Genomic DNA, 25,744 nt, shown 5'->3' with positions numbered 1-25,744 from the left:
TGTAGCAATTTTTAAAACAAACATAGATGAGAATTTTATTCCTGTACCTGTTACTGGTATGCATGGGCAGCAATGCTTTTGCACAACGTAATTATGTGCCCGCCACTATCATTACATTGCAAAAAGATTCATTACCGGGCTACATCGACTACCGGAACTGGAACATTACCCCCACAGAGATCCGCTTTAGAACTGCTCCCAATGCCCCCATTCAGACATTCAGGCCACCGGCGATCAGCGGTTTCCGCATTAGCAGCACGAATGAGCTGTACCTGAGCAAATGGCTAAAACTGGACATTACACCACATACAATGGATTACCTGTCCAACCATACGGAAAGAGTATACCAGCAGGATACCGTCTTCGCCATGCAGCTGGTACAAGGGAGTCTGAGCCTGTATAGCTTCACAGATGAACACAACCGGGAACACTATTTTTATGACGGAGCAGACCGGCAACCAGAAGAACTGAAAGTCATAAAACAAATGATCAATGCCCATGCAGTAGGTACATCACTGCAAACAATGGACTACTACCATGAACAGCTAGACCTGCTCTTCAACGATTGCCAGGAAGTACGCAAACGCACAGCAGCAGTAAGCTATACTGAAAAGTCATTGAGCAATATATTCCTGCGTTATAATAACTGTAAAGGAAGCGAAGCTGCTACCCGGACCATCGTACAGGCTTCCACTAAAAATAAAGTACATTTCGGTATACAGGCAGGTTTTAGCCAGAATAATATACGCTTTAAAGGTAATCATCCCCTGGTGGCCGATGGCTATAAGAATGGCAGCAGCCCCTTACTGGGCGTGTGGCTGGATGTGCCTTTTTCCCGTGGTGTACGTGACTTCTCACTGCACACGGGGCTTACCTACAAGTCAGTAAAAACAGAATGGCAAGGTACACCCGCCAGCGGTCGATATACAGAAAGAAAATTTGACCTTTCTTATATACAGCTGGACCTGCTCTTCCGCTACACCTATCCGAAAGGCAAATGGCATCCCTTTGTAAATGTCGGGGTGGCCGGCGCCGCTGCATGGAATGCCAAGACGGAGCAGAAGGTGGTATACTCGTCCACAGACACAGAAATAAAAGAGGCGATCGAAGGACCGCGCAGACTGGAACAATCACTCATATTCGGCGCCGGACTGGAATATAGCCGCTTCCAGTTAGAGTTAAGACATGCCCGCAGTAATGGATTTTCTTCCTACAACAGCCTGAAGATCTCCGTGGCCAGCTACCAGGCCATGCTGAAATATCGTTTATTCTGATCCGCCTGCCACTAAAAAATAAAAAGATAACCCCAGTAGCCAGACTACCGGGGCTATCTTTTGTATGTTGGTATCATATTATCCTTTAACGGCCAGCAGAAGCTCCAGGTCCGTATACTTCAACTTGAACTTTTCACTGAGATGGTAGTTCGTCAACGCGCCTTTATATAAGTAAATACCATTCCGCACTCCTCTCTTTATCCATACCAGGTTCTCAAAGCCACCGTCGTCAGCCGCTTCGATCAGTAACGGCATCAGCACATTACTGATCGCTTCACTCGCTGTACGCGCAAAGCCCGAAGGGATATTAGGCACACAGTAGTGTAGCACATCGTACTTTTTAAATACCGGGTTCTCGTGCGTAGTAATATCCGAGGTCTCAAAACAACCGCCACGGTCTATACTTACATCCACAATAACAGAACCAGCTTTCATATTGCTGACCATCGCTTCCGTAACTACCACCGGCGTACGGCCACTCTGGGAGGAGAGGGCACCTACGGCCACATCGGCATTACGCAGCTGCTCAGCCAGCACCTTGGGTTGGATAACGGAAGTGAACACCCGCACCCCAATATTATTCTGCAGCCTTTTCAGCTTATAGATATTATTATCGAATACTTTCACAGACGAGCCCAATGCGAGAGCCGTACGGGCAGCAAACTCCCCTACGATGCCTGCTCCGATGATCACCACCTTAGTAGGGGGAATACCGGTAATGCCACCCAGAAGGATACCTTTACCACGATTATCATTACTCAGGTACTGACCGGCGATCAGCATCACAGCTGCCCCGGCAATTTCACTCATGGCGCGCACAATGGGATAAGTCCCCGCATCGTCCTTCAGGTTTTCAAAAGAGAGCAGCGTAATACGCTTGTCCATCATCTTCTGTACCTGCTGGGCTTTAAGGGCTGCCAGGTGTATGGGAGATATCACAATCTGATGAGGACGCAACAGTTCGATCTCCTCATCATTCAGAGGCGCGGATTTTACAATGATTTCCGCTTTAAAGACCTCCTTCTTGTCATACACGATCTCAGCGCCTGCCTCGGAATAATCCGTATCATAAAAGTGTGAGCCATCGCCAGCTTTATGTTCTACTACCACATGGTGTCCGTTACTCGCTAAGATACTAACCGCATCTGGGGTTAGGGCAATACGGTTCTCCTGGAAGGAGGTTTCCTTGGGAATACCTATGAATAAACGGGAATTTTTTTGAGGAATATCCAGCGTTTCTTCCAGTGGTGAATAGGTAAAGCCAGCACTCACAACAGGTTTTTGCCTTTGCTCCATATGGGTGTCAATATTGATACATTGCTTTATGTGATGTTGTCATCTGTCCTTAAAGATGTTGTCGCTGTACAGCTATCCAAAGATACACTATTTGTCAGACGGAACCCCGGCTGTCAGCCGCCTTTTTTGATCCGGTAATACCTCCAGCTGCAGCCTTACACTGCCTGGGGGTAATATCCTTAACACGATATCCGGCCACTCTACGAAGCAGGTGGCCCCTTCGTAAAGACAATCTTCTACGCCGGCAGCTATCGCTTCTTCCTCATCCCGTAGCCGGTAAAGGTCTAGGTGGTAAATAAGCTGCTCCTGCCCGGCAGTATCCTCGAAATGATATTGGTTGATAATGGCATATGTGGGGCTCGCGGTAGTATCCAATACCCCCCTGGCAGTACATAGCGCATTGACCAGCGTAGTCTTGCCGGCGCCCATCTGCCCCTCCAGCGTAAACACGTGCGACCCGGTAAACGTAGCCCAGAAAGATGTCGCTACTGCCGGTAACTCCTCCACGGAAAATATCCATTCCATCCGGTAAAAATAAGCATTTCCACTCCGCTCTCAAATAAGCAATTCCGTTGCATTAATATTTTACAGCCGTATCCCGTCCATCACTACCTTTGGTAACATCCAGCCGCCGACCCTTACAGGCTGCGATACTATCCTGATGCCGGCTGCTATATTTGTAATACCGCTATTTTTCTCTCTATATGGAAACGATTAGTTGTAGAGTACGAGGAATGAACTGCACCAGCTGTGCCCGGACCGTCTCCCGGTACCTGGAAGAAAAAGGCATGCAAGATGTCAACGTCAGCTTTGCCACCGAAGAACTGAGCTTCACCCTACCCATAGGAGCCGATTCAAAAGAAGTCCTGAAAGGCATCGACCAACTTGGATACCAGGTAGTCCGCCCGGAAGATAAACCGTCGCCTACAGACTTCCTGCGCACTCTCTCCTTTAAATTCATATGCTGCGCCATATTTACCGCACCACTGCTATTACACATGTGGGTAGACTGGCCCTGGCTACACAACCCTGTCGTACAGCTGGCCCTTACCACCCCCGTTTTTGCAATAGGCATGTGGCACTTCGGACGCAGCGCCTGGCGCTCCCTGACCAACAGAATGGCCAATATGGATGTATTGGTTACCCTCGGTGCCGTCGCCGCCTATGGCTATAGCCTCACCGGCCTCCTCCTGCACCTGGGCGAAGACTATCTGTTCTTCGAGACCGCAGCCGCCATCATCACCCTGGTATTCCTGGGTAACCTGCTGGAAGAACGCTCCGTAAAACAAACCACTACCGCCCTCACCGCCCTCGCCCGATTACAGGTCACCATCGCCCGCAAACTGACCGTCAACACCAATGGCGATGAAGAACTTACACATATCGACAACCGAGACCTGAAACCAGGAGACCGGGTACTGGTCAACACCGGCGACAAGATCCCAATGGATGGTAGCATCTACTGGGGCAGCGGCCATGTCGACGAATCTATGATCACAGGAGAAAGCCTGCCAGTCGCCAAAAAAGATAAAGACAAAGTAATAGGAGGTACCATATTGCAAGAGGGTAGCATCAAAATGTTCATTACCGCCACCGGCAAAGACACCGTATTGTCCTATATTATCGAACTGGTCAAACAGGCACAGACCAATAAACCTCCCATGCAAAAACTGGCTGATCGTATCAGCGCCATCTTCGTACCCTCCGTACTGGCGATCGCACTGGTTACCTTCCTGGGATGGTGGCTGATTGGTCATGTCCCCGCCGATACCGCCATGATGCGCAGTATAGCCGTGCTGGTGATCGCATGCCCCTGCGCCATGGGATTAGCCACCCCTGCAGCAGTAATGGTCGGACTGGGACGGGCTGCCAACAATGGCATACTCATCAAAGGAGCACACACCCTCGAAGCTTTTAAAGATATCTCCCAGGTAGTATTCGATAAAACAGGTACACTGACCACCGGCAAATTGCAACTGGGTAATTACCAGTACTTTGGAATGACAGAGCTGGACTTCAAACGCACCGTATATAGCTTGGAGAAATTCTCTTCCCATCCGATTGCCCGCTCCATCACATCCTGGTGGAAAAGTAATGGCGATGCCGGACTACAACAAATCAGGGAGCTGAAAGGAAAAGGTATGCAAGGACGGGATAAAGAAGGGAACGAATGGCTGCTGGGCGCTTATGCCATGGCACAACATGCCACCGACGACGATCATCATAATATCTACCTGCTCAAAAATGGGCAGCTCGCCGGCTGGATAGATTTCTCCGATGAACTGCGCCCGGAAGCTGCCGCAGTAGTGAAACAACTTAAACAGGCAGGTATCAAACCTATCCTGTTAAGTGGCGATACCGCCCGGAAATGCCAGGAACTGGCTGCCGCCGTCGGTATAGAAGAAGTCTACGCCGGGCAGTCTCCGGAACAAAAACTACAGAAAATAGAAACCCTCATGAAAGAGGCGCCAGTAGCAATGGTCGGAGATGGTATCAACGATGCACCGGCACTGGCCAAAGCTACCATCGGGATTTCCCTCAGCGATGCCTCCCAGGTCGCCATGCAAACCGCCAACGTCGTACTGCTCAGACATAGCCTGCAATCCCTTCCACTCGCATTGGGCCTCGGCAAACACACCTATCTCACCATCAAACAAAACCTCTTCTGGGCATTTGCATACAATATAATAGCCATCCCAGTAGCAGCACTCGGATTCCTGAACCCCATAGTTGGAGCAGCAATCATGGGAGTGTCTGATATCGTACTGGCCGTCAATTCCGTAAGACTACGCTATAAAAAAGTAAGCTGACAGCTACACCTTTCTCCTTACTTTTACGGTTCAATAAATCAGTAAGGCTTGTCGTCACCGGTATCCGTATTACAACAATATTGGGGATATAATGCTTTCAGGCCCGTCCAGGAAGATATTATCCGCGCTATCTTGGATGGACATGATACGTTAGCCCTGTTACCAACCGGTGGTGGTAAATCGATCTGCTTCCAGGTACCAGCCATGATGATGGATGGCCTCTGCCTGGTAATCACCCCACTGATCGCCCTGATGAGGGACCAGGTCGATAATCTGCGCCAGCGCGGGATCCCGGCAAGAGCCATCTACGCCGGGATGTACTACCAGGAAGTGGAAAAAGCAATGGAAAGTGCCCGCCGTGGCGCCTATAAGTTCCTCTACGTCTCCCCGGAAAGACTACAAAGCAAATTATTTAAACAGTATTGTGATGGCCTGCCCGTATCCCTCATCGCAGTAGATGAATCGCATTGTATATCGCAATGGGGATATGATTTCAGACCGGCCTATCTGCAGATAGCAACGATACGTCCGCTTTTCCCCCAGGCAAAGATGCTGGCGCTGACAGCTTCCGCTACGCTGGAAGTGCAACAGGATATCTGCGATAAGCTGCAGATGGTAAATACCCGCACTTTCTTCAAGAGCTTTGCCCGGCCCAATCTCTCCTATACCGTGCTGCCAGAGATAGCCAAACCAGCGAAAATATTACATATCCTCGAACGGGTGCCGGGGTGCGCTATCATCTATTGCCGCAATCGTAAACGCACCCGGGAAATAGCCGGACAACTGCAGGCAAAGGGTATAGCAGCCAATTATTACCATGCAGGACTGCCCGCCCAAGAAAGGACCATACGGCAGGAAGATTGGATGAAAGACAGGATCAGAGTAATGGTCTGTACAAATGCATTCGGTATGGGCATCGATAAACCCAATGTAAGATTAGTAATACACTACGATGCCCCGGATAGCCCGGAAGCATATTACCAGGAAGCTGGACGTGCCGGCAGAGATGAAATGAAAGCATATGCGGTACTTCTATATCATCAACAGGAACTGCATGATATGCTCGAAAAAATACCGCTGCAGTTCCCCGCCCTGCAGGAGATTAAAGAGGTATATCAATGTATCGTCAACTACTTACAAGTGCCTGTAGGGGAAACAGAAGGCGTATACTACAACTTCGATATCAACAGCTTTGTAAAGACCTTCCAGCTAAATATTACGATGGCCTACAGCGCTATCCGGATATTGTCCCAGGAAGGGATACTCCAGCTGAGTGAAAGCGTTTTCCTGCCCTCCCGTGCAGAAGTCATCACAGGAAGAGAAGGACTACACCTCCTGGAAGAAAAACAACCCCGGCTGGACCGCCTCTTTAAATCCTTACTACGCACCTATGAAGGGATCTACGATACCATGGTACCGGTATACGAAAAACAACTCGCCCGCATACTGTATAGCACGGAAGAAGAGATCATACAGGGTTTGGAACAATTACACCAGATCGGTATGATCGCCTACCATCCACGCCGGGAAGAACCACAACTGAGCTTCCTGCAGGAAAGAGTACCTGCCCGGCACCTCCAGGTAGACATGGAGCATGTAGCCGCCCGCCGTGCCGCCTACACCGCACGGGTAAAAGCAATGATCACTTATATAGAAGATAATACGAGCTGTCGTACCCGCCAGCTCGTAACATACTTCGGTCAGCAGGAAAGCGAAGATTGTGGAATATGTGATGTATGCGTAAAAAGAAAGAGCACCAGTATCACCAAAGAACGGTTTGATACAATCGCGGCACAAATCACCATAATCCTGCAACAACAGGAAATGTCATTACAGGATTTACTGTTAAGATTACCAGAAATCGAAGAAACACAGGTACTGGAAATACTACAGTTCTTGATCACAGAAGGAAAAGCATTTCGTAATAAGGATGGGATATTATCAGGAACCATTAAACCTGGTTAAATGCGTATTCCCCACGCGTCCGTGAGGAATAGCAGAATGGCGGAAAGAAAGACGGAGGGACTATTTTGAATCGTTGATCTTTTTAAAATGTTTCATGCCGTTGATGTTCATACCATTAGCCAGTTTGCCGATCTCACTGAGATTGATATCACCGGTAAGGCTCATCGCCACAAATTCTTTTTCTCCTCCTACAAGCATCACCAATTCAGAAATATTACCCCGGCCGTTTTCTTTCACCATGAAACGCACATCATCTTTACCATCACGCACCGTGAGCAGATCTTCAAAGTCTTTCGTCAGGAAAGAATAAGCCTCTTTAAACATTTGCTTGCCGCGATCAGTATTCTCCTTGGAGATCAACCGAAAACCGCTGATCTGCTTCAATAACTGGTTGATCTGCTGACCCTCCTTACTGTCGATATCCAGCTTGCCGAACATAGTAAAGGTTTTAGGCGGAATGTTCACCACAGTAGAGCCCTCATCTCCTTCATATTTCTGGAAAAATTGATCAATAGCACTTTTTTGTTGTGCAGAGAGTTGCAGGCCGCTGAATACCAGCAGCGCGAGTACGATATACCTTTTCATAAAATGAGTTTGTGTTATTAGTTAATTCGGAGTCCTATAGGTATTAATAGCGCGTTATAGAAAGGAGACGACCCGTAAAATACTTTGTTACAAAACCGGCTCATTTTTTTTGAAAAAAAATAGATAGCCCTAAAAGGAGCTGGTCGTAAGTGCATAATTATCTAATAATTATGCACTTACGACCAGCTAAAAAAAAGTGATATTTTCTGTCAGAGGGTAATGACTTTTCCTTCTTTGCTACTCTCAAAAGCAGCAGTAATGATGCGAATCACATTCAATCCATCTGTCGGTGCTACCGGGTTACTTACCTTGTTACGTAAAGTATCATAAATACCCTGGTAATAATCCAGGTAGTTGCCATTGGTAGAAGGAAGATATTGTTTAACGATCTTACCGTCTATCTCGGTATGTAGCAGTCCCCATTCATGTGGTGCTTCTGCACCCCAGTCCGGGCTATTGGGCATTAAACCTTTTAATAGCATCGCTTCCTGTGTATCCGACTTCGTTTTGATGAACGAACCTTTTCTGCCATGTAAGGCATAAGCAGGTAATGCTTCCCGTATCAGGTAACTACATTTTAACCGTACCCGCAGCTGTTCATAGTACAACACTACTTCAAAATAATCGTCTACTACCGAGTCTTTCCGAATGATACGGATATCTGCCCACAAGCGTTGTGGCATCCCAAACAGGGTCAACGCCTGATCGATAAGGTGAGAGCCCAGATCATATAAGGCACCGGTACCTGCCTGAGCGATCTCTTTATGTTTCTTGTAACTCAACTCCTCTTTGAAACGGTCATAATGTATTTCTACTTCCAGCAGGTCTCCTAATGAACCCGATTCAACTACCTTACGTACAATCTTGTAATCGCTGTCATAACGCCTGTTATGATATACACTCAGTAACAATCCCTTCTCCGCAGACAGTTGGATTAATTCCTCGCCTTGCTTTACATCTACCGTAAATGGCTTTTCTACGATCACATGTTTGCCGGCAAGTAATGCCTGCTTGGCATAGTCGTAGTGTGTATAGTTAGGCGTATTCACAACGATCAGTTCCAAAGAGGCGTCCTGCAACATATCCTCCACACTGCCATACACCTTCACCTCGGGATAACGCTGCTGCGCCAGATGTTTACTCCTTTCCACTACTGCCGTAAATTCAAAGCCCGGATGCACATGTAAAAAAGGGGCATGAAACACCTGCCCGGACATACCATAAGAACAAATTCCTGTTTTGATCACTTTATCCATATCTGAAAATTTTGCTGTATTGTAAGACATCACACCTAAGTACGCTGTCTGAGTTTACGTTCTGTAAGATAAACAGGAACAAAGCCAAATACAAGTGTAATAAAAGCAGAGGTTGTAAACGCCATTAATTCAGTACCCATCCACGGAAGGGCCGTGTCCGGCAACAGAAATAAAGCCAACGCCAGTATCGCTGCTGAGACTCCGCTGTAAAACGGCGCGTACGGTAGCCCATTAACTTGTAGAGCTTTTTCGGAGGATAATACCAGTGCCTAAAACCAGCTGCTGCCTTTCTTTTTACTTTTACCTCCCAGACCCAGCGCGCCCAGTAAGGTTCTGGTGATCATACTCGCCGCCGTACGCCCTACCTGCCGTGCCACCGAACTATCCAGCACCGTTTCCAGCATGCCTTTCTCTTCCTTGGTCTTACCACCATTACCCTTGGCAGCAGGCGCTGCCGCACTCTTTTCCGCCGCTTCTTCCAGTTTGGCAGTTAATATTTCATAAGCACTCTCGTTATCGATCTCTTCATTATACTTCTTCACCAGTTTAGAACCGTCTGCCAACTGGTCGATCTCCGCAGACGTCAGCACATCCATGCGGGACCGGGGAGATACCAGCATAGTAGCTGCCAATGGAGTAGGAGTGCCCTTCTCATTCAAACAGGTGATCAGCGCTTCGCCAATGCCTATCTGTGTCAGGAGCTCATCCGTTTTATAGTAGTCAGACAGTGGATAGTTCTCCGCCGTTTGTTTGATCGTTTTGCGGTCATTGGCAGTGAAGGCTCGCAAGGCATGCTGCACCTTCAACCCCAACTGCCCCAACACAGAAGGAGGCACATCCATAGGATTCTGCGTACAGAAAAAGATACCTACCCCTTTGGAACGGATCAGTTTTACAATAGTCTCTATCTGCTGCAACAATGCATCGCTGGCTTCCTGGAATATCAGGTGCGCCTCGTCGATAAACAGTACCAATTTAGGCTTATCCAGGTCTCCTTCTTCCGGCAACGTAGCATATAGCTCGGCCAACAAGCTCAGCATAAAAGTGGAGAACAACTTAGGCCGGTCCTGTATATCCGTCACCCGCACAATAGAGATCACCCCACGCCCATCATCACTAATACGCATCAGATCATCCACCTCGAAAGACTTCTCCCCGAAGAAAATACCCGCACCCTGCTGCTCCAGCTCTATCACCTTGCGCAAGATCGTACCTGTCGATGTCGTAGAGATCTTACCATAGTCCTTCTCCAGCTCCGCCTTGCCTTCCGCACTGGAATATTGTAATACCTTTTTGAAGTCCTTCAGGTCTAGTAACGGCAGTTTATTATCATCACAGTATTTAAACAACATAGCCACCAGCCCGGCCTGTGTATCGTTCAGCTCCAGTATTTTGGACAACAGTACCGGACCGAACTCACTAACAGTAGCACGCAGACGTACCCCCTTCTCATGGCTCAGCGATAACAATTCCGTAGGATAGGCACTGGCCGACCAGTTGCCGCCTATCTTATCATATCGCTCTGCTATCTTCGCATTGGAAATCCCCGCCGCAGCAATACCACTCAAGTCTCCTTTTATATCCATCAGCAATACAGGCACACTGGCATCACTTAACCCCTCCGCGATCACCTGCAGCGTTTTCGTCTTTCCAGTACCCGTCGCCCCGGCTATCAACCCGTGACGGTTCAGCGTCTTTAATGGTAAATTGACGTCGGCCCCTGCTACTACAACGCCGTCAAGCATAGCACAACCCAGCTTGAAAAATTCTCCTTTAAATGTATAGCCGGCTTTGATGTAGTCCAGGAATGCTTCTTTGTTTGCCATGGTTTAATGTTTTACGGTAGGTGTTCACAGTAAATAATATCTCGTCACATGCAGCCCGTATGCGGATAAAAAGGCCCTTCGACTTGCAGGGGTAAGTTATTAAAAAGAAGGCAAAGTCATCACTGACGGCAGGGGGAAAACAAAAAAATTCCAGGAAGCTACCATATCGGTGAGATATGACATACTGCCTGGAATCTGATATATGGAGATCCGGATATGATCCGGAGATAAAGTCTGTATATAACGGATCAGAGATCTTCTTCGCGCTCCAGCATCAGGATCGCGTTCTGAGGTACGATAAAGTACTTCTCTCCCTGATATACCACCTCGGTAGACCCACCTAGTAAAAAGATGGCTAAATCACCTTCTCTGGCCTGCAAAGGAATGTATTTCACCTTTTCATCTGCCGGCTTCCACACTTCATCATCCTCCGCCGGAACAGGGATCGCATAACCGGGACCGGTTTTGATCACATACCCCTGCTGCACCTTCTCCCGATCCTGTACACCAGGAGGCAGATACAACCCGCTTTCTGTCCGTTCATGTGGGGTCGAAGGCTTTACCAGCACCCGGTCGCCTACTACGATCAGCTTCTTCAATTTGTTGTCTATTGTAAGATGAATCGCCATTTCACGTTGCTTTTCCTGGCTTACATTATAGCAAATTGTATGCAGGAGCAGTTTTAGTGCCATATTGACACCAGAGACTGCTTAAATTTCATTCAGGGAAAAAGTCTCGCCCACCCGTATACCACGATCTGTTAGCTGTAAAGTGCAACATGCATGAAGCGGATCATGCTCCAGGTAAAGAATATATTGCTGCTGCTGCGCCTCCTCCAGGAAACGTTTCTTTTCCTGTAATGTAGTAAGTGGGAACATGTCATAGGCCATCACATAGGGGAGAGGGATATGCCCGGTAGAGGGCAGGAGGTCTGCCATGTAAACGATCGTTTTGTCCTTATAGCGTAGCTGCGGCAGCATCATAGCATCAGTATGCCCGTGCGCAAAACGGATCTGCATATGATCTGTAAATTTGACACCTTCTTCCTGCACCACAAACTGTAGCTGACCGCTTTCCTGTATAGGCAGGATATTCTCTTTCAGAAAAGAAGCCTTCTCACGGTCATTAGGCTGAGTCGCCCATTTCCAATGCGCTTCATTACTCCAGTAAGTAGCGTTCTTAAACGCAGGAAGCAACCGCTCTCCCGACCGGATAATAGAACCACCACAGTGATCAAAGTGCAGGTGAGTCAAAAAGACATCCGTAATATCATCCCGGTGAAAACCGTGTTGTGCAAGCGATTTATCTAACGTAGCATCTCCATGCAGGTAGTAATGGCTGAAGAACTTTTCATCTTGCTTGTCACCTATGCCATTGTCTATCAATATTAACCGGTTACCGTCTTCTATCAGCAGACAACGCATCGCCCAGGTGCACAGGTTATTCTCATCCGCAGGGTTCAGCTTGTTCCAGATACTCTTAGGCACTACGCCAAACATTGCGCCGCCGTCCAATTTAAAAAAGCCCGTATCAATCGTATATAGTTTCATAGTCTGACATTTTAGATGACTATAAAACTAACGAATTGCATACACCTGTACAAAAGACAACCGCTATGCGTTGACCCTCGCTTCCTGCCGCTGCTTCACCAACGCAGAGACAATCCAGATCAAACCAATAGCAAAGAATAACATCAACGCCAGCACTGAGTTACGCATGCTGCCCGTCAACTCCTCTATATAACCAAAACTGAACATGCCGATCACGATCGACAACTTCTCCGTTACATCATAATAACTGAAAAAAGAGGCGGTGTCCTTCGTCTCCGGCATCAGCTTGGCATAGGTACTGCGACTAAGTGACTGCACACCTCCCATCACCAGGCCTACCGCTGTAGCCAGTATATAAAAATCATTGGCAGTACGCATATGATAACCTGCAAAACAAATACCTATCCAGGCCAATACCACACCTATCAGTACTTTCAGGTTACCGAAAATGCCGGACAACCGTGCCATACCCCAGGCGCCTAAGATAGCCACCACCTGTATGATCACCACCGTGATGATCAGGTTCGTTGAGGGAAGATTCAACTCCTTACTGCCAAACAGCGTAGCCGCCAGCATCACCGTCTGCACACCCATGCTGTAAAAGAAAAAACCACGAAGAAAACGCTTCAGCACAGGCATCACTTTTACCTGCGCATATACTTTCTTCAACTCCGTAAAACCTTCCGTCAATACACTACCACCATGTGTCTGTATACTACCCACGCTGTCCGGCAACCGGCGCAGGGTGAACTGCGCAAAGCCGATCCACCAGATACCTACCAGCAGGAAAGTAACCAGCACCGCACTACCGTCCGTCAAGCCAAAAGGTTTCACCGCTACCAACACAAAACCAATCAGCTGCAAGATCACACTGCCTACATAACCTAATGCAAACCCCTTCGCACTAATACGGTCCCGGTCCTCCGGAATCGCGATCTCCGGCAAATAGGAGTTGTAAAACACTAACCCTCCGCAATAGCCCAGCGTCGCCAGCAAAAACAAAATAACACCATACTCCACATTGGCACCGGTGAAGAAATACAATGCCGAACAGGATATACCTCCCAGCAACGTGAACATGCGGAGAAAATTCTTTTTATTACCTCGCGTATCCGCAATTGAAGAAAGGATAGGAGACAGGATCGCCGCCAGTAAAAAGGCCGCCGCCAAGGCATAATCATAAAGGGCAGAATTCACAAACAACTTCCCGAAAAAAGGAATGTTCTCACTGCCAAAATGAGCATGCGTCGCACTCGTAAAATAAATAGGAAAGAAAGTAGTAGTGATCACCAGGTTGTAGACAGAATTGGCCCAGTCGTACATGGCCCAACCATTGATGACTTTTTTACTGGCAGTTTGCATCTAGGAGAGTTATTAGTAGCTGTGAATATAACGCGCAAATAACAAATAACAATCTACCCCACAAATAATTATAATTCGGAATTATTTATAATCCTGTATATGGATATGCTGCTCGCAAAGAAAATACTCCTGCTCGTCGTTAGAACTGACGATCAGTAACCGCTCTCCCAGGTGATCCCGCAATAACTGCTGATAAATGGCCACACCGGCAGCATCCAGATTGGTACACGGCTCATCCAGCAACAATACAGGCACATCTGAAAAGATCGCCAAAGACAGCTTGATACGCTGCTTCATGCCGGAAGAAAAATAACGGATCTGCTTATCCATCGCTTTCTCCAGCCCTACCGCCGCAACGGCTTGCTGAATAGTAATACCAGGAAGGAAAGTCTTGAATTTTAAATGGAAGTCAATACACTCCGCTAGGGTAAACTCCTCTACCAGTTCCTGGTAAGGGGCGGAAAGTGCAAAATACCGGAAAAATGCATCGTTGCCAATAGACTTTTCCGGTGTTTGATATTGAATCGTCCCCTCATTATGATGCAGATGGCCGCTGATCACTTGCAAAAGCGTCGACTTGCCGGATCCATTGGAACCTAGTATCGCATATCGCCCGCCTCGCTCAAAAGTAGCGGTAACCCGACGGAAGATCCAATCGTAGTTAAATCGCTTGCCAACCTGATTAAGGGAGATCGTCATTATTAGATCGCGTAGTATAACCTTTCATGATACCTCGGCCGGAATCACGGATGAATGATAAGATCTCATCCCGCTCATCAGTAGCCGGAAACTCAGCCTCCAGAAGACTGATCGCTTTAGAAACGTTGTTGTTCTTTACAAAGATCACACGGTATATATCCAGAATATGATTGATCTTCTCAATAGAGAATCCACGACGCTTCAGCCCTATAGAGTTCACACCCACATAAGACAACGGCTCACGCGCAGCCTTTACATAAGGAGGTACATCCTTCCGTACCAGCGAACCACCAGTCACAAAAGCATGTTGCCCTATCTTACAGAACTGCTGCACAGCAACCATACCCGCCAACACCACATGATCACCTATAGTAATGTGACCAGCCAGCGTCGTATTGTTCGAGAAAATACAGTAATCCCCGATGATGCAGTCATGCGCAATATGGCAATATGCCATGATCAGACAATGTTTGCCAATTGAGGTCTTCCATTTGTCTTTAGTACCACGGTTGATCGTCACAAACTCACGGATAGTCGTATTGTCACCAATCTCCACAATCGTCTCTTCCCCTGCAAACTTCAGATCCTGCGGAATAGCAGAAATAACAGATCCCGGAAATATACGGCAGTTCTTGCCGATACGGGCGCCTTCCATAATAGTAACGTTAGAACCGATCCACGTGCCCTCGCCGATCTCTACGTTTTTATGAATGACCGTGAACGGATCTATCTTTACATTTGGCGCCACCTTGGCATCCGGATGAATGTATGTAAGCGGATGAATCATTAGCTGTTATTTGTGCCTTCTCTTGTTTTTATAATCTGTGCCACCAGATCAGCCTCGGTAGCTATTTTGTTTCCAATAAATACTGTTCCCCGCATTTCTACAATACCCCTCCTGATCGGACTTAACAGATCCATCTTCAGGATCATCGTGTCGCCGGGTAATACCTTTTGCTTGAATTTACAGTTGTCTATCTTTAGAAAATATGTGTCATAGTTCTCCGGGTCCGGTACCGTATTCAATGCCAGCATACCGCCTACCTGCGTCAACGCCTCCACCTGCAACACCCCAGGCATTACAGGATTACCTGGAAAATGCCCCTGGAAAAATGGCTCGTTGATCGTCACATTCTTAATACCAATTACCTGGTTGTCAGACAACTCGATGATCTTGTCCACCAGCAGAAACGGATAACGGTGCGGCAACGTACGCTGTATACGACGAATGTCAAACACCGGCGGTTGATTCGGATCATAAATAGGAATATCCCGGGCATGTTTGTTCTTCTTGATATAAGCCTTGATCTTTCGGGCAAACTCCACATTCGAAGCATGACCCGGACGATTGGCAATAATATGCGCCTTGATAGGAACACCAATCAACGCCAGATCTCCTACCACATCCAACAACTTATGACGAGCCGGCTCATTCGGAAAACGCAACTCTATATTGTTCAATATACCTTCCCGTTGCACAGATATCTTCTCCCGGTTGAACGCCTTCGCCAGCCGTTGCAACTCCTCCTCACTAACAGGACGGTCCACCACCACAATCGCATTGTTAATATCACCACCCTTAATCAGGTTCAGCGACAACTGATACTCTAACTCATGCAGAAAACAGAAAGTACGACAAGGAGCAATCTCCTTGTTAAACTCCTGTATGCCCTTCAGATTCGCATGCTGCGTACCCAACACCGGAGAGTTAAAGTCGATCAGACACGTGATCCGGTAATCGATAGCCGGCAAGGCCACCATCTCTACCTGCTTCCCCTCATCGTTATAACTGATATTCGTATCTATAGAATAATAGATCTTCTTCGCATCCTGATCCTGTAACCCTACCTTTTCTATCGCCTCCACAAAAGGTTGTGCACTGCCATCCATAATAGGGATCTCTCCCCCATCCAGCTCTACCAGTGCATTGTCAACACCAGTGCCGGCCAGTGCTGCCATGATATGTTCTACCGTACTTACCCGGGCTCCGTTATGCTCCAGGGTAGTGCTACGGGTGGTATCTACTACATAGTCTACATCCGCCTTTACAACTGGTTGACCAGGCAGATCGATGCGCTGAAACTTAATGCCAAAACCGGGATTCGCCGGCTTGAGCGTCATATTTACGTGGGCTCCCGTATGCAATCCAACACCCGAAATAGTAATTGCCTCCTTCAGGGTGTGCTGGTTTTGCAACTGTTGATTTTCCATCATAATGTAACGTATAACTATATTAGGTCTACAATATCCTTCAAACTCCTTCCCGCTCGGAAAGTAATTGTTTTACCATGGCCTCCAGCTCCTTCACCCTGCGGTCAAGGTCCGGCAAATTTCTAAAAATTGCCTGACTTTTTAGTGAACTTTTGTAATCAAAAGCCGGTGAACCATTCAACGATGTATTCTGATCTACAATGGACTTGGATAAACCACTCTGCGCATTGATCTTCGTACCATCCGCAATCTGGATATGACCTACCATACCCACCTGGCCCCCAATCACACAATTCTGACCCACCTTGGTACTACCCGATACACCCGTCTGCGCAGCAATAACTGTATTCGTGCCGATATCCACATTGTGCGCCACCTGAATCAGATTGTCCAGCTTAGCCCCCTGGCGGATAACAGTAGAACCCATAGTAGCACGGTCTATGGTCGTATTCGCCCCTATCTCCACATCATCATGTATCACTACATTGCCGATCTGAGGTACCTTCTTATAAGTCCCGTCAGGTTGCGGCGCAAATCCAAAACCATCCCCGCCTATCACACAACCCGCATGCAAGATCACTCGCTTACCCACCACACAATTGTCATACACCTTCACGCCCGGATAAATCACCGCATCATTATGCACCACCACATGATCCCCTAAATATACCCCTGGATAGATCTTCACATTGTCTCCCAACACCACATGCTCACCCAAATAAGCAAAAGCACCCACAAACACATTAGAACCAACCTTCACACTGGATGGAATATAAGAGGGCTGCTGTATCCCCGTCTTATTACCCACCATCTGCTTGTATTTCTCCAATAACAAAGCAAAACTGCTGTAAGCATCCTTTACCCGGATCAACGTAGGCTTCACCGGACGCTCCGTTACCAACGTCTCATTCACTATCAGTACCGATGCCTGTGTAGTATAGATGAATTCTTCGTATTTAGGATTCGCAATAAAGCTCAGCATGCCCTCAGCTGCTTCCTCTATCTTGGCTATATTGCTCACTTTCACTTCGGGATTCCCCTCCAGCTTACCATCCAACATGGTGGCTAATTGTAATGCGCTAAATTGCATAATTGATGAATTGAAAAGTTTCCTCACAGGCAAACCGTCCGGATTGTATGAAATTATTCTTTAACATTTTATTTACTAATAAAAACGTCGTTTGCCTAGATTTTTGGATGACAAATGTAGAATTTTTTTACTGGTATAGCCAAGGTATGGCTAACTAATGCATTATCTATAGAGGATATGTCCTTGACCGTACCATCTTTAAACAAGATGTTGATCTTCTCGTCACTTACGTTATATGCCCGCAAACTGGCCGTTCCCGTAAATACAAAGTAATCCAGATCAGGACCCGAAATCCCCCATTCCTTCGCTACTTTCTCCTTAAGCAGCGCAATAGCATCCTCCCCAAATGGCTCACTGTGAAGAATGCATTTTAATAACTTCCTGTTAATTAAAGACTTACATAGTAACGACAGCACCTTGTCCGTATGATTAGCCCACACCTTGATCGCCCCCATAATGTCATAATCATCCAGGAGACAGAACTGTTGCAGACAAGCCGGCTCTTCTTCAAAATTAGCAGCTGTGATCGTATTATAAAGAAAATATGATAATGCCGGAGAGGCAAACAATGGCTCACCCGCTAAGGCCAGTTGCTTCGCCCGCCGCAATATCTTCACCAGCATATTCTCCGCACTGAGCACCGTCTTATGCAAATACACCTGCCAGTACATCAGCCGCCGGGCCACAATGAACTTCTCAATCGAATAAATACCCTTCTCCTCCACCATCAACTCCCCATGATGTACCGTCAGCATCTTGATGATCCGGTCATAACTGATCACCCCCTCCGATACACCCGTATAAAAACTATCCCTGTTCAGATAATCCATCCGGTCTACATCTAATTGGCTGGAAACCAATTGATGAAGAAACTGCTTGTGGTACCTGCCGTTAAATATCTCCAATGTCAGCGTCAACGCCCCGCCCATCTCCCTGTTCAAATCCTCCATCAGCCATTGCGAAATCTCCTCATGAGAAACTCCCTCTATAATCCCGTTCTCCAAAGCATGACTGTAAGGACCGTGACCCACATCATGCAACAATATAGCCATTTTTGCCGCCACCTCCTCCTGCTGCGTAATATGCACCCCCTTACCCCGCAACTCCTGCAAAGCACAACTCATCAGATGATACGCCCCCATACTATGATGAAAACGCGTATGCATCGCCCCCGGATATACTAAATGAGCCAGGGCCATCTGGTGTATCCGCCTTAACCGCTGATAATAGGGGTGGGAGATAAGGGTGAAGATCAGTGGATGATCGATAGTAATGAAGCCATATACCGGATCATTTACAATTTTACGCTTGCGTTCGGTCATGCTGTATGGCTAAAGGTTTATGGTCAATTACAGGTCAAATGATTGTTCCCAACGTTTACAAAACTACACTAGGAATTACTAATATGTAAATTTTTTATTTATAAAGACGCGTTAAAACTCGTTTACTCCTATGCACCCGCCGCAGATTTTTAGACATTCCCATCCGGATACTGCCATATCACCTCATCACCAACGCCTACTTTAACAATATATTAGACCACTTACCCGCTCAGGGAATGATTTTTGCCAAAATATGGTGCTAACTTGTTTTTAGTTTGCCTTTTAAGACCGGCAAAGCCCTTTTTTCATTCTTAAACATTGCTAATGAGTCAAATAAATATACTCTGGGTTGATGATGAGATAGAGTCCCTAAAATCACAGATACTGTTCCTCGAAAATAAAGGCTATAAAGTAGCAGCCCTCACCAATGGCTACGACGCACTCGAGTTCCTGAAAGAACAAATGGTAGATGTCGTCCTCCTCGACGAATCCATGCCCGGCATCACCGGCCTCGAAACCCTGGGAAAGATCAAAGAGATCGACCAGCAGATACCCGTAGTTATGATCACCAAAAATGAAGCAGAAAACGTCATGGACGAAGCCATCGGCTCCCAGATCACCGACTACCTCATCAAACCGGTCAATCCCAACCAGGTACTACTCTCCCTCAAAAAGATCATCGATAATAAACGCCTCATAGCAGAACGAACCACCACCGCCTATCAACAGGAATTCCGCTCCCTCTTTATGGCCCTGAACTCCAACCAGGACCATCGCGAATGGATGGACCTCTATAAAAAACTGGTCTACTGGGAAATGGAAATGTCCAAAAGTAACAGCCCGGAAATGATGGAGGTCTTCAATACACAAAAAGCCGAAGCCAATACCGAATTCGCCAAGTTCATCAGCCGTAACTACAGCAGCTGGGTACATCCTAAAGCCAAAGGCACCGATGTCCCCGTCATGTCTCATACCCTGTTCTCCGAAAAAATATTACCCGCATTGGATGAAGAAGCATCTAACTTCTTCATCCTCATAGATAATCTGCGCTACGATCAATGGAAGGCCATCCTTCCCATCTTCCTCGAATCCTTCCGGCTCCTGGAAGAAGATACCTTCTACAGCATCCTGCCTACCTCCACCCAATATAGCCGCAATGCCATATTCGCTGGCATGATGCCCGTAGATATAGAACAGAAATTCCCGGTACAATGGAAAAATGATGACGAAGAAGGAGGAAAGAACCTCTATGAAGAAGAGTTTTTTGCCGCCCAGCTGGCCCGGCACCGTAAAGACATCCGGTTCTCCTATACAAAAGTCATCAATCACAGCGACGGACAACACCTGCTTAATAATGTCCATAACCTGATGGACTACCAGCTGAATATCATCGTATACAACTTCGTAGATATGCTCAGCCATGCCCGTACAGAAATGGAAGTGCTCAAAGAACTGGCCAACGACGAAGCCTCCTACCGCTCCATCACCGCCAGCTGGTTCGAACACTCCCCCCTGCACCAGGCACTGAAACGTATCGCCGATAAAAAGATCAACCTCATCATCGCTACCGACCACGGCAGCGTAAGAGTGAAAACACCGGTAAAAGTGATCGGCGATAAACAAACTACCACCAACCTCCGCTATAAACATGGCCGTAACCTCAACTACGATCCCAAGGAAGTACTCGCCTTCCGCGATCCGAAAGAAGCAGGCCTGCCCAAACCCAATGTCAATTCCTCCTATATATTCGCCCGCGGAGATGGCTACCTCTGCTATCCAAATAACTATAACTACTTCGTAAACTATTACCGCAATACCTTCCAGCACGGGGGCATATCCCTGGAAGAAATGATCGTACCGGTCGCCCGGCTCGTCAGCAAATAAGAGATTTGCTATGATTATATATATACAAAGGCTGCTCTTCAAAGCAGCCTTTGCTGTTTTATCTTATAACTTCCGCCCACCTTTCCCATAGCTCTCCTATATCATTTGTATAGCTTCCGTCCACCTTTCCCATAGCTCTCCTATATCCATTTGTATAGCATATCCCTATTCCTCCTGCTTGTCAAATCTCCCCTCCATAATTCAGCCATCAAATTTATATTTGTAAAATGAACATCAAGATCACGCCAAATAATCTGACCCGGCTGGAAAAGATATTTGAGGAAGCGAAATATGTGCTGCGTTTTGAGAAAGGTACCTTTAACTCGGGTTATTGTATACTGGAACATAAAAAAGTGGTAGTGGTGAACAAATTCCTGAACCTGGAAGGTCGCATCAATACCCTGCTCGATATATTGCCGACCATCCAACTGGAAGAGGAACTCCTTACCCCGGAATCCCTCAAACTATACCGGCAGGTGTTACAAAGTAAAATTGTCGCCGACAATACCTCCAATACAGGAGACGACACAACGGCTACTCCTTCACCCGAACAATCAGACGACCATTGAAAGTGACATTCCTGGGCACAGGTACTTCTCAAGGCGTACCCGTTATCGCCTGCAATTGCGAAGTATGTACCTCTGCCGACAAAAAAGATACCCGGCTACGTAGTAGCATATTAGTAGAATCGCCTATCGGCAACATCGTAGTAGATACCACCCCGGATTTCCGCTACCAGATGCTGCGGGCACAGGTAAAACACCTGGAAGCAGTACTGATCACCCATTCCCACAAAGACCATATCGCCGGGATGGATGACATCCGCGCATTCAACTATTTCCAACAACAACCCATCGATATCTTCGCCACCGAACCTTCCCAGCAAGGTATCATGCGCGAATTCGCATACGCATTCGCCGAATTCAAATACCCCGGCATCCCCGATCTGAACCTCCGTACCATCACCGATGAGCCTTTTGATATCAATGGCTACCCCATCATCCCGGTCCAGGTCATGCATTATAAGATGCCCGTACTTGGCTTCCGCTTCGGCGACTTTACCTATATCACCGACGCTAATTTCATCGCATCAGAAGAGAAAGAAAAGATCAAAGGCTCCCGTATCCTCGTCCTGAACGCCTTGCGGAAAGAAAAACATATCTCTCACTTCACCCTCGGCGAAGCGATAGCACTGGCACAGGAACTGGAAGTACCAGAGGTCTACTTCACACATATCAGCCACCAGATGGGCAAACATGAAAATGTTACTAAAGAGCTGCCTGCCGGCATGGCACTGGCTTATGATGGCCTCACCTTGTCTCTCGGCTAACCGCTACCCATTAGCATCCAGTTAACGAACGGCCGGATTTATTTACTGAAATTCGGCCACTATGAAAAATAACCCCTGGAAGGAATACTTCCGCTTCTCCCGCCGCGAACAAACCGGCATCATCATACTCATTATATTAGTAATAGGTGTCCTCCTGCTGCGTATACACAGCAACAGCCCGGCCACGCATCCGCCGGCAGATGATACCGCCTTCCTCATCGCCGCCCGCTCACTGGATACACTCACCTCCCGGTCAACGCCATCATACCGCACATATCACCAGGCACCCGCCGCCAATACCTATGCCCTGTTTCGCTTCGACCCCAATACTTTACCCGAAAATGAATGGCTGCGCCTGGGCGTTTCCCCTCGCACCGCCCGCACCATCCAAAACTACCTGGCCAAAGGTGGCCACTTCCGCCAACCCGCCGACCTGCGTAAGATATATGGACTGCCAACCCCCGTTTGCGATCGCCTGATACCATACGTACATATCGCTGGCAGCACCACCCCGCACCCCCGGGATACACCCTCCTATACCCGCTATACACCACACTATACACCGCGTAAAGTGATCGCAATAGATATCAATAACGCAGATAGCGCAGCCTGGGAACAACTGCCCGGCATCGGCCCCGTACTCGCTGCCAGGATCATAAAATTCAGAGATGCATTAGGCGGATTCCATCGCCTGGAACAGGTCGCCGAGACTTATGGATTGCCCGATTCGACGTTTTATAAAATTCAACCTTCATTACTCCTCGATAAGGTTTCTCTAAAAAAAATTGACCTCAACCATACAGATGAAAAATCTTTATCACAACATCCCTATATCCGGAAGAAATTGGCTATGTTGATATCCCGTTACCGTAATGAGCATGGCCCTTTTCACGATATAACGGAGCTATATCACCTCCCGCTGGTCGACGAGGAAGTATACAAAAAACTAATGCCATACATAGACATCAAATAATAAATTCCCCATTATGAATTTTGAGCTATCGGATACACAGCAGCAGATCGCGCAGATGATCCGGGACTTTGGAAAAACGAATATGCTGCCGTATATCATGGACTGGGATGAAAAACAGGAATTTCCGGCAGACCTGTTTCGTAAACTAGGCGAACTGGGCCTGATGGGCGTATTAGTACCACAGGAATACCAGGGCACCGGCCTCGGTTATCCCGAGTATGTAACCGTAGTAAGTGAAATAGCAAGAATATGCGGCGCCATTGGCCTGAGCGTAGCCGCTCATAACTCTTTATGCACCGGACATATATTACAGTTCGGCAACGAAGAACAAAAACAACGCTACCTGCCTAAACTGGCCACCGCAGAATGGCTGGGCGCCTGGGGTCTCACCGAACCCAACACCGGGTCCGATGCCATGAACATGAAATGTGTAGCCAAACAGGAAGGAGACGAATGGGTCATCAATGGCACCAAATGCTGGATCACACATGGCAAAAGCGGAGACGTAGCAGTAGTGATCGCCCGTACAGGTGATGTAAGAGATAGCCGCGGTATGACCGCCTTCGTAGTAGAAAGGGGCACACCAGGCTTCAGCGGCGGCAAAAAAGAAAATAAATTGGGCATGAGAGCCTCCGAAACAGCCGAAATGATATTCGATAACTGCCGCATCCCCGATGCTAACAGGCTCGGACCCGTAGGAGAAGGCTTCATTCAATCAATGAAAGTACTCGACGGCGGCCGTATCTCTATCGCAGCACTATCACTGGGCATCGCCAAAGGCGCCTACGACGCCGCACGCAAATATGCCAAAGAAAGACACCAGTTCGATCAGCCCATCGCCAACTTCCAGGGCATCTCCTTCAAACTGGCAGACATGGCCACCCAGATAGAAGCCGCAGAACTATTGACCATGCAGGCTGCCGACCTCAAAAGCAGGAAACAGCCCATGACCAAACAAGCCGCCATGGCTAAATATTATGCCTCCGAAGTAGCCGTTAAAGTAGCAAATGAAGCAGTACAGATTTTCGGCGGCTACGGCTACACCAAAGACTTCCCCGTAGAGAAATTCTACCGCGATGCAAAATTGTGTACCATCGGAGAAGGTACTTCAGAAATACAAAAAATAGTAATAGCCCGAGAAGCACTGAAGGGTTAAAACAAAATAGAACGCTTGCTTTTATAACTTCCACGAAAAACAACACCGGCACGCTGCATGCGTGCCGGTTATTCAATTAGCCTCTATAATTTCCACTCACATAGCCCGGACACCTTCCGGGCTTTTTTATGCAGCTAACACCCCACACTCACATGCTGCGCCACCACTCGATATAACTGCCCTTCTCCCGCATCCTTCGATAAATATAGCGTAGGTACATAAGCGTTATAGTTATTCGTAGCGTTCAATATCAGGTCCGGCACCTGGTCCCCGTCCAGGTCTCCAATAAAAATGATAGATGGAATCGAATCATCATTATGCGGACTGTTGATCAACAACTGGCTAACCAGCTTGCCAGCCTTCATCGCAGTAATATACATCCGGTAATCCGAAACATTCCAGCTATCCAGCTCAGCTATACGCTGCTTCTTGCCAGTCACCGACAAACGATAACTGTAATCCCCTCCATACCGGAATACCAACGAGTCTCCTGGTATCATCCGGTCATCTCTAATATACGCCGGAATAGCCACCGGTACCACCAACCCCTTCTGCAACGATATCTTGCTAACAAGCACGATCGTCGTATCCTGGATCTCCGGTGTCACCAGCCAGCCCGAAGCCTGTGTGCTGTCCTCATCCAACACAGGATCATAATCCTGCTGTATAGTCACCCGCGTATCCGCAACATAATAAGCACCGTCCGCACTCTTGAACACCCCCAGCCAGGCTTGCCGGTCCATCCCCTTTTTTACCTCATCCCAATGATACCCGCCCGCTCCCAACAAATCACCGCCATAACTACTGTCATAAGATGGGAAAAAACCGTCGTTAGGAGAAAAAACCTCCTCCCCAACTGCTGCAGATAAAGTGTCTTTGACCGGAACAGTCGTATCAGCTGCATTACCTTGATGAGCCGGATCACTACTGCCTTGCGGATTACAGGCAGCCAGCACCATAAATACACAAAGTGCTGACAGTAAAAATGATCGCATATAGGGATTTTTTAAGCGGCCAAAATAGCAATTTTTTAACTCAGGAGATATCAAGGTTATCAGGTATTTACTTAAATTGTGTTAAATTCACACAAATATAGATGGGGTACAACATTCATCCCTTGCTATTGTAAAGCCCATGGCTATTTCTAATATAATC

At 47.5% G+C, this 25,744-nt stretch carries 22 protein-coding genes; 8 read left to right on the top strand and 14 right to left on the bottom strand.

The genetic code is table 11. The annotated features are described in order from the left end of the window. Positions 1 to 26 precede the first annotated feature (26 nt). Positions 27 to 1,274, top strand: coding sequence for a porin family protein (locus tag KTO58_RS21015; protein WP_225859856.1), 1,248 nt, complete (start codon positions 27 to 29; stop codon positions 1,272 to 1,274). Between the two features lie 78 nt (positions 1,275 to 1,352). On the opposite strand, the gene KTO58_RS21010 is transcribed toward KTO58_RS21015, so the two are convergent. Together KTO58_RS21010 and tsaE are read right to left on the bottom strand one after the other, a co-directional pair. Further along, positions 1,353 to 2,570: an alanine dehydrogenase gene (locus KTO58_RS21010; RefSeq protein WP_095837515.1), complete on the bottom strand. Its 1,218-nt coding sequence runs from the start codon at positions 2,568 to 2,570 to the stop codon at positions 1,353 to 1,355. An 87-nt stretch (positions 2,571 to 2,657) separates the two neighbouring features. Further along, a complete protein-coding gene (gene tsaE / locus KTO58_RS21005; protein ID WP_095837516.1) occupies positions 2,658 to 3,095 on the bottom strand; it encodes a tRNA (adenosine(37)-N6)-threonylcarbamoyltransferase complex ATPase subunit type 1 TsaE in 438 nt (145 codons plus the stop codon). A 179-nt stretch (positions 3,096 to 3,274) separates the two neighbouring features. On the opposite strand from tsaE, the gene KTO58_RS21000 reads away from it, so the two are divergent. Beyond that, positions 3,275 to 5,380, top strand: coding sequence for a heavy metal translocating P-type ATPase (locus KTO58_RS21000; RefSeq protein WP_095837517.1), 2,106 nt, complete (start codon positions 3,275 to 3,277; stop codon positions 5,378 to 5,380). A gap of 48 nt (positions 5,381 to 5,428) precedes the next feature. Continuing rightward, a complete protein-coding gene (locus tag KTO58_RS20995; RefSeq protein WP_095837518.1) occupies positions 5,429 to 7,345 on the top strand; it encodes a RecQ family ATP-dependent DNA helicase in 1,917 nt (638 codons plus the stop codon). Positions 7,346 to 7,405: 60 nt separating this feature from the next. Here KTO58_RS20995 and KTO58_RS20990 read toward each other — a convergent pair whose 3' ends face one another. From KTO58_RS20990 to KTO58_RS20940, 11 genes are all read right to left on the bottom strand, one after another. After that, entirely contained in the window at positions 7,406 to 7,930 is a 525-nt protein-coding gene (locus KTO58_RS20990) for a DUF4252 domain-containing protein (RefSeq protein WP_095837519.1), read from the bottom strand. Positions 7,931 to 8,139: 209 nt separating this feature from the next. Further along, positions 8,140 to 9,186 carry a Gfo/Idh/MocA family oxidoreductase gene (locus tag KTO58_RS20985; protein ID WP_095841461.1) on the bottom strand — a complete coding sequence of 349 codons (1,047 nt, stop codon included), beginning with the start codon at positions 9,184 to 9,186 and terminating at the stop codon, positions 8,140 to 8,142. Between the two features lie 269 nt (positions 9,187 to 9,455). Next, positions 9,456 to 11,012 (bottom strand): helicase HerA-like domain-containing protein, encoded by a 1,557-nt coding sequence (locus KTO58_RS20980; RefSeq protein WP_225859855.1) that lies wholly within the window; start codon positions 11,010 to 11,012, stop codon positions 9,456 to 9,458. A 248-nt stretch (positions 11,013 to 11,260) separates the two neighbouring features. Beyond that, positions 11,261 to 11,641, bottom strand: a complete 381-nt coding sequence (locus KTO58_RS20975) for a co-chaperone GroES (RefSeq protein ID WP_198315170.1) — start codon at positions 11,639 to 11,641, stop codon at positions 11,261 to 11,263. Between the two features lie 81 nt (positions 11,642 to 11,722). After that, a complete protein-coding gene (locus KTO58_RS20970) occupies positions 11,723 to 12,562 on the bottom strand; it encodes an MBL fold metallo-hydrolase (protein ID WP_095837520.1) in 840 nt (279 codons plus the stop codon). 63 nt (positions 12,563 to 12,625) lie between these two features. After that, complete coding sequence (locus tag KTO58_RS20965; protein WP_095837521.1) at positions 12,626 to 13,924, bottom strand: MFS transporter; 1,299 nt, start codon at positions 13,922 to 13,924, stop codon at positions 12,626 to 12,628. An 81-nt stretch (positions 13,925 to 14,005) separates the two neighbouring features. Next, positions 14,006 to 14,623, bottom strand: a complete 618-nt coding sequence (locus KTO58_RS20960; RefSeq protein ID WP_095837522.1) for an ABC transporter ATP-binding protein — start codon at positions 14,621 to 14,623, stop codon at positions 14,006 to 14,008. Next, a complete protein-coding gene (gene lpxA, locus KTO58_RS20955; protein ID WP_095837523.1) occupies positions 14,607 to 15,410 on the bottom strand; it encodes an acyl-ACP--UDP-N-acetylglucosamine O-acyltransferase in 804 nt (267 codons plus the stop codon). The genes KTO58_RS20960 and lpxA overlap by 17 nt, the downstream gene beginning before the upstream one ends. After that, complete coding sequence (locus KTO58_RS20950; protein ID WP_225859854.1) at positions 15,410 to 16,837, bottom strand: bifunctional UDP-3-O-[3-hydroxymyristoyl] N-acetylglucosamine deacetylase/3-hydroxyacyl-ACP dehydratase; 1,428 nt, start codon at positions 16,835 to 16,837, stop codon at positions 15,410 to 15,412. The genes lpxA and KTO58_RS20950 overlap by 1 nt, the downstream gene beginning before the upstream one ends. Positions 16,838 to 16,874: 37 nt before the next feature. Next, complete coding sequence (gene lpxD, locus KTO58_RS20945; protein WP_095837524.1) at positions 16,875 to 17,924, bottom strand: UDP-3-O-(3-hydroxymyristoyl)glucosamine N-acyltransferase; 1,050 nt, start codon at positions 17,922 to 17,924, stop codon at positions 16,875 to 16,877. Between the two features lie 95 nt (positions 17,925 to 18,019). Further along, entirely contained in the window at positions 18,020 to 19,246 is a 1,227-nt protein-coding gene (locus KTO58_RS20940; RefSeq protein ID WP_095837525.1) for an HD domain-containing protein, read from the bottom strand. Between the two features lie 324 nt (positions 19,247 to 19,570). Between KTO58_RS20940 and porX the strand changes: the two genes are divergently transcribed. From porX to KTO58_RS20915, 5 genes are all read left to right on the top strand, one after another. Further along, complete coding sequence (porX, locus tag KTO58_RS20935; protein ID WP_095837526.1) at positions 19,571 to 21,130, top strand: T9SS response regulator signal transducer PorX; 1,560 nt, start codon at positions 19,571 to 19,573, stop codon at positions 21,128 to 21,130. Positions 21,131 to 21,357: 227 nt separating this feature from the next. Next, positions 21,358 to 21,699, top strand: coding sequence for a hypothetical protein (locus KTO58_RS20930; protein WP_095837527.1), 342 nt, complete (start codon positions 21,358 to 21,360; stop codon positions 21,697 to 21,699). Between the two features lie 2 nt (positions 21,700 to 21,701). Then, complete coding sequence (locus KTO58_RS20925) at positions 21,702 to 22,460, top strand: MBL fold metallo-hydrolase (protein WP_225860263.1); 759 nt, start codon at positions 21,702 to 21,704, stop codon at positions 22,458 to 22,460. 61 nt (positions 22,461 to 22,521) lie between these two features. Further along, the gene (locus KTO58_RS20920) at positions 22,522 to 23,433 is read left to right on the top strand and encodes a ComEA family DNA-binding protein (protein ID WP_095837529.1); all 912 of its coding nucleotides are present in this window, start codon (positions 22,522 to 22,524) and stop codon (positions 23,431 to 23,433) included. Between the two features lie 13 nt (positions 23,434 to 23,446). Next, complete coding sequence (locus KTO58_RS20915) at positions 23,447 to 24,589, top strand: acyl-CoA dehydrogenase family protein (RefSeq protein ID WP_095837530.1); 1,143 nt, start codon at positions 23,447 to 23,449, stop codon at positions 24,587 to 24,589. Positions 24,590 to 24,723: 134 nt separating this feature from the next. Here KTO58_RS20915 and KTO58_RS20910 read toward each other — a convergent pair whose 3' ends face one another. Beyond that, positions 24,724 to 25,584, bottom strand: a complete 861-nt coding sequence (locus tag KTO58_RS20910) for a hypothetical protein (protein ID WP_157752814.1) — start codon at positions 25,582 to 25,584, stop codon at positions 24,724 to 24,726. Positions 25,585 to 25,744 lie beyond the last annotated feature (160 nt).

It is taken from the genome of Chitinophaga pendula (assembly GCF_020386615.1).
Lineage (GTDB): Bacteria > Bacteroidota > Bacteroidia > Chitinophagales > Chitinophagaceae > Chitinophaga > Chitinophaga pendula.
This window is presented reverse-complemented; position numbering and strand designations above follow the sequence as displayed.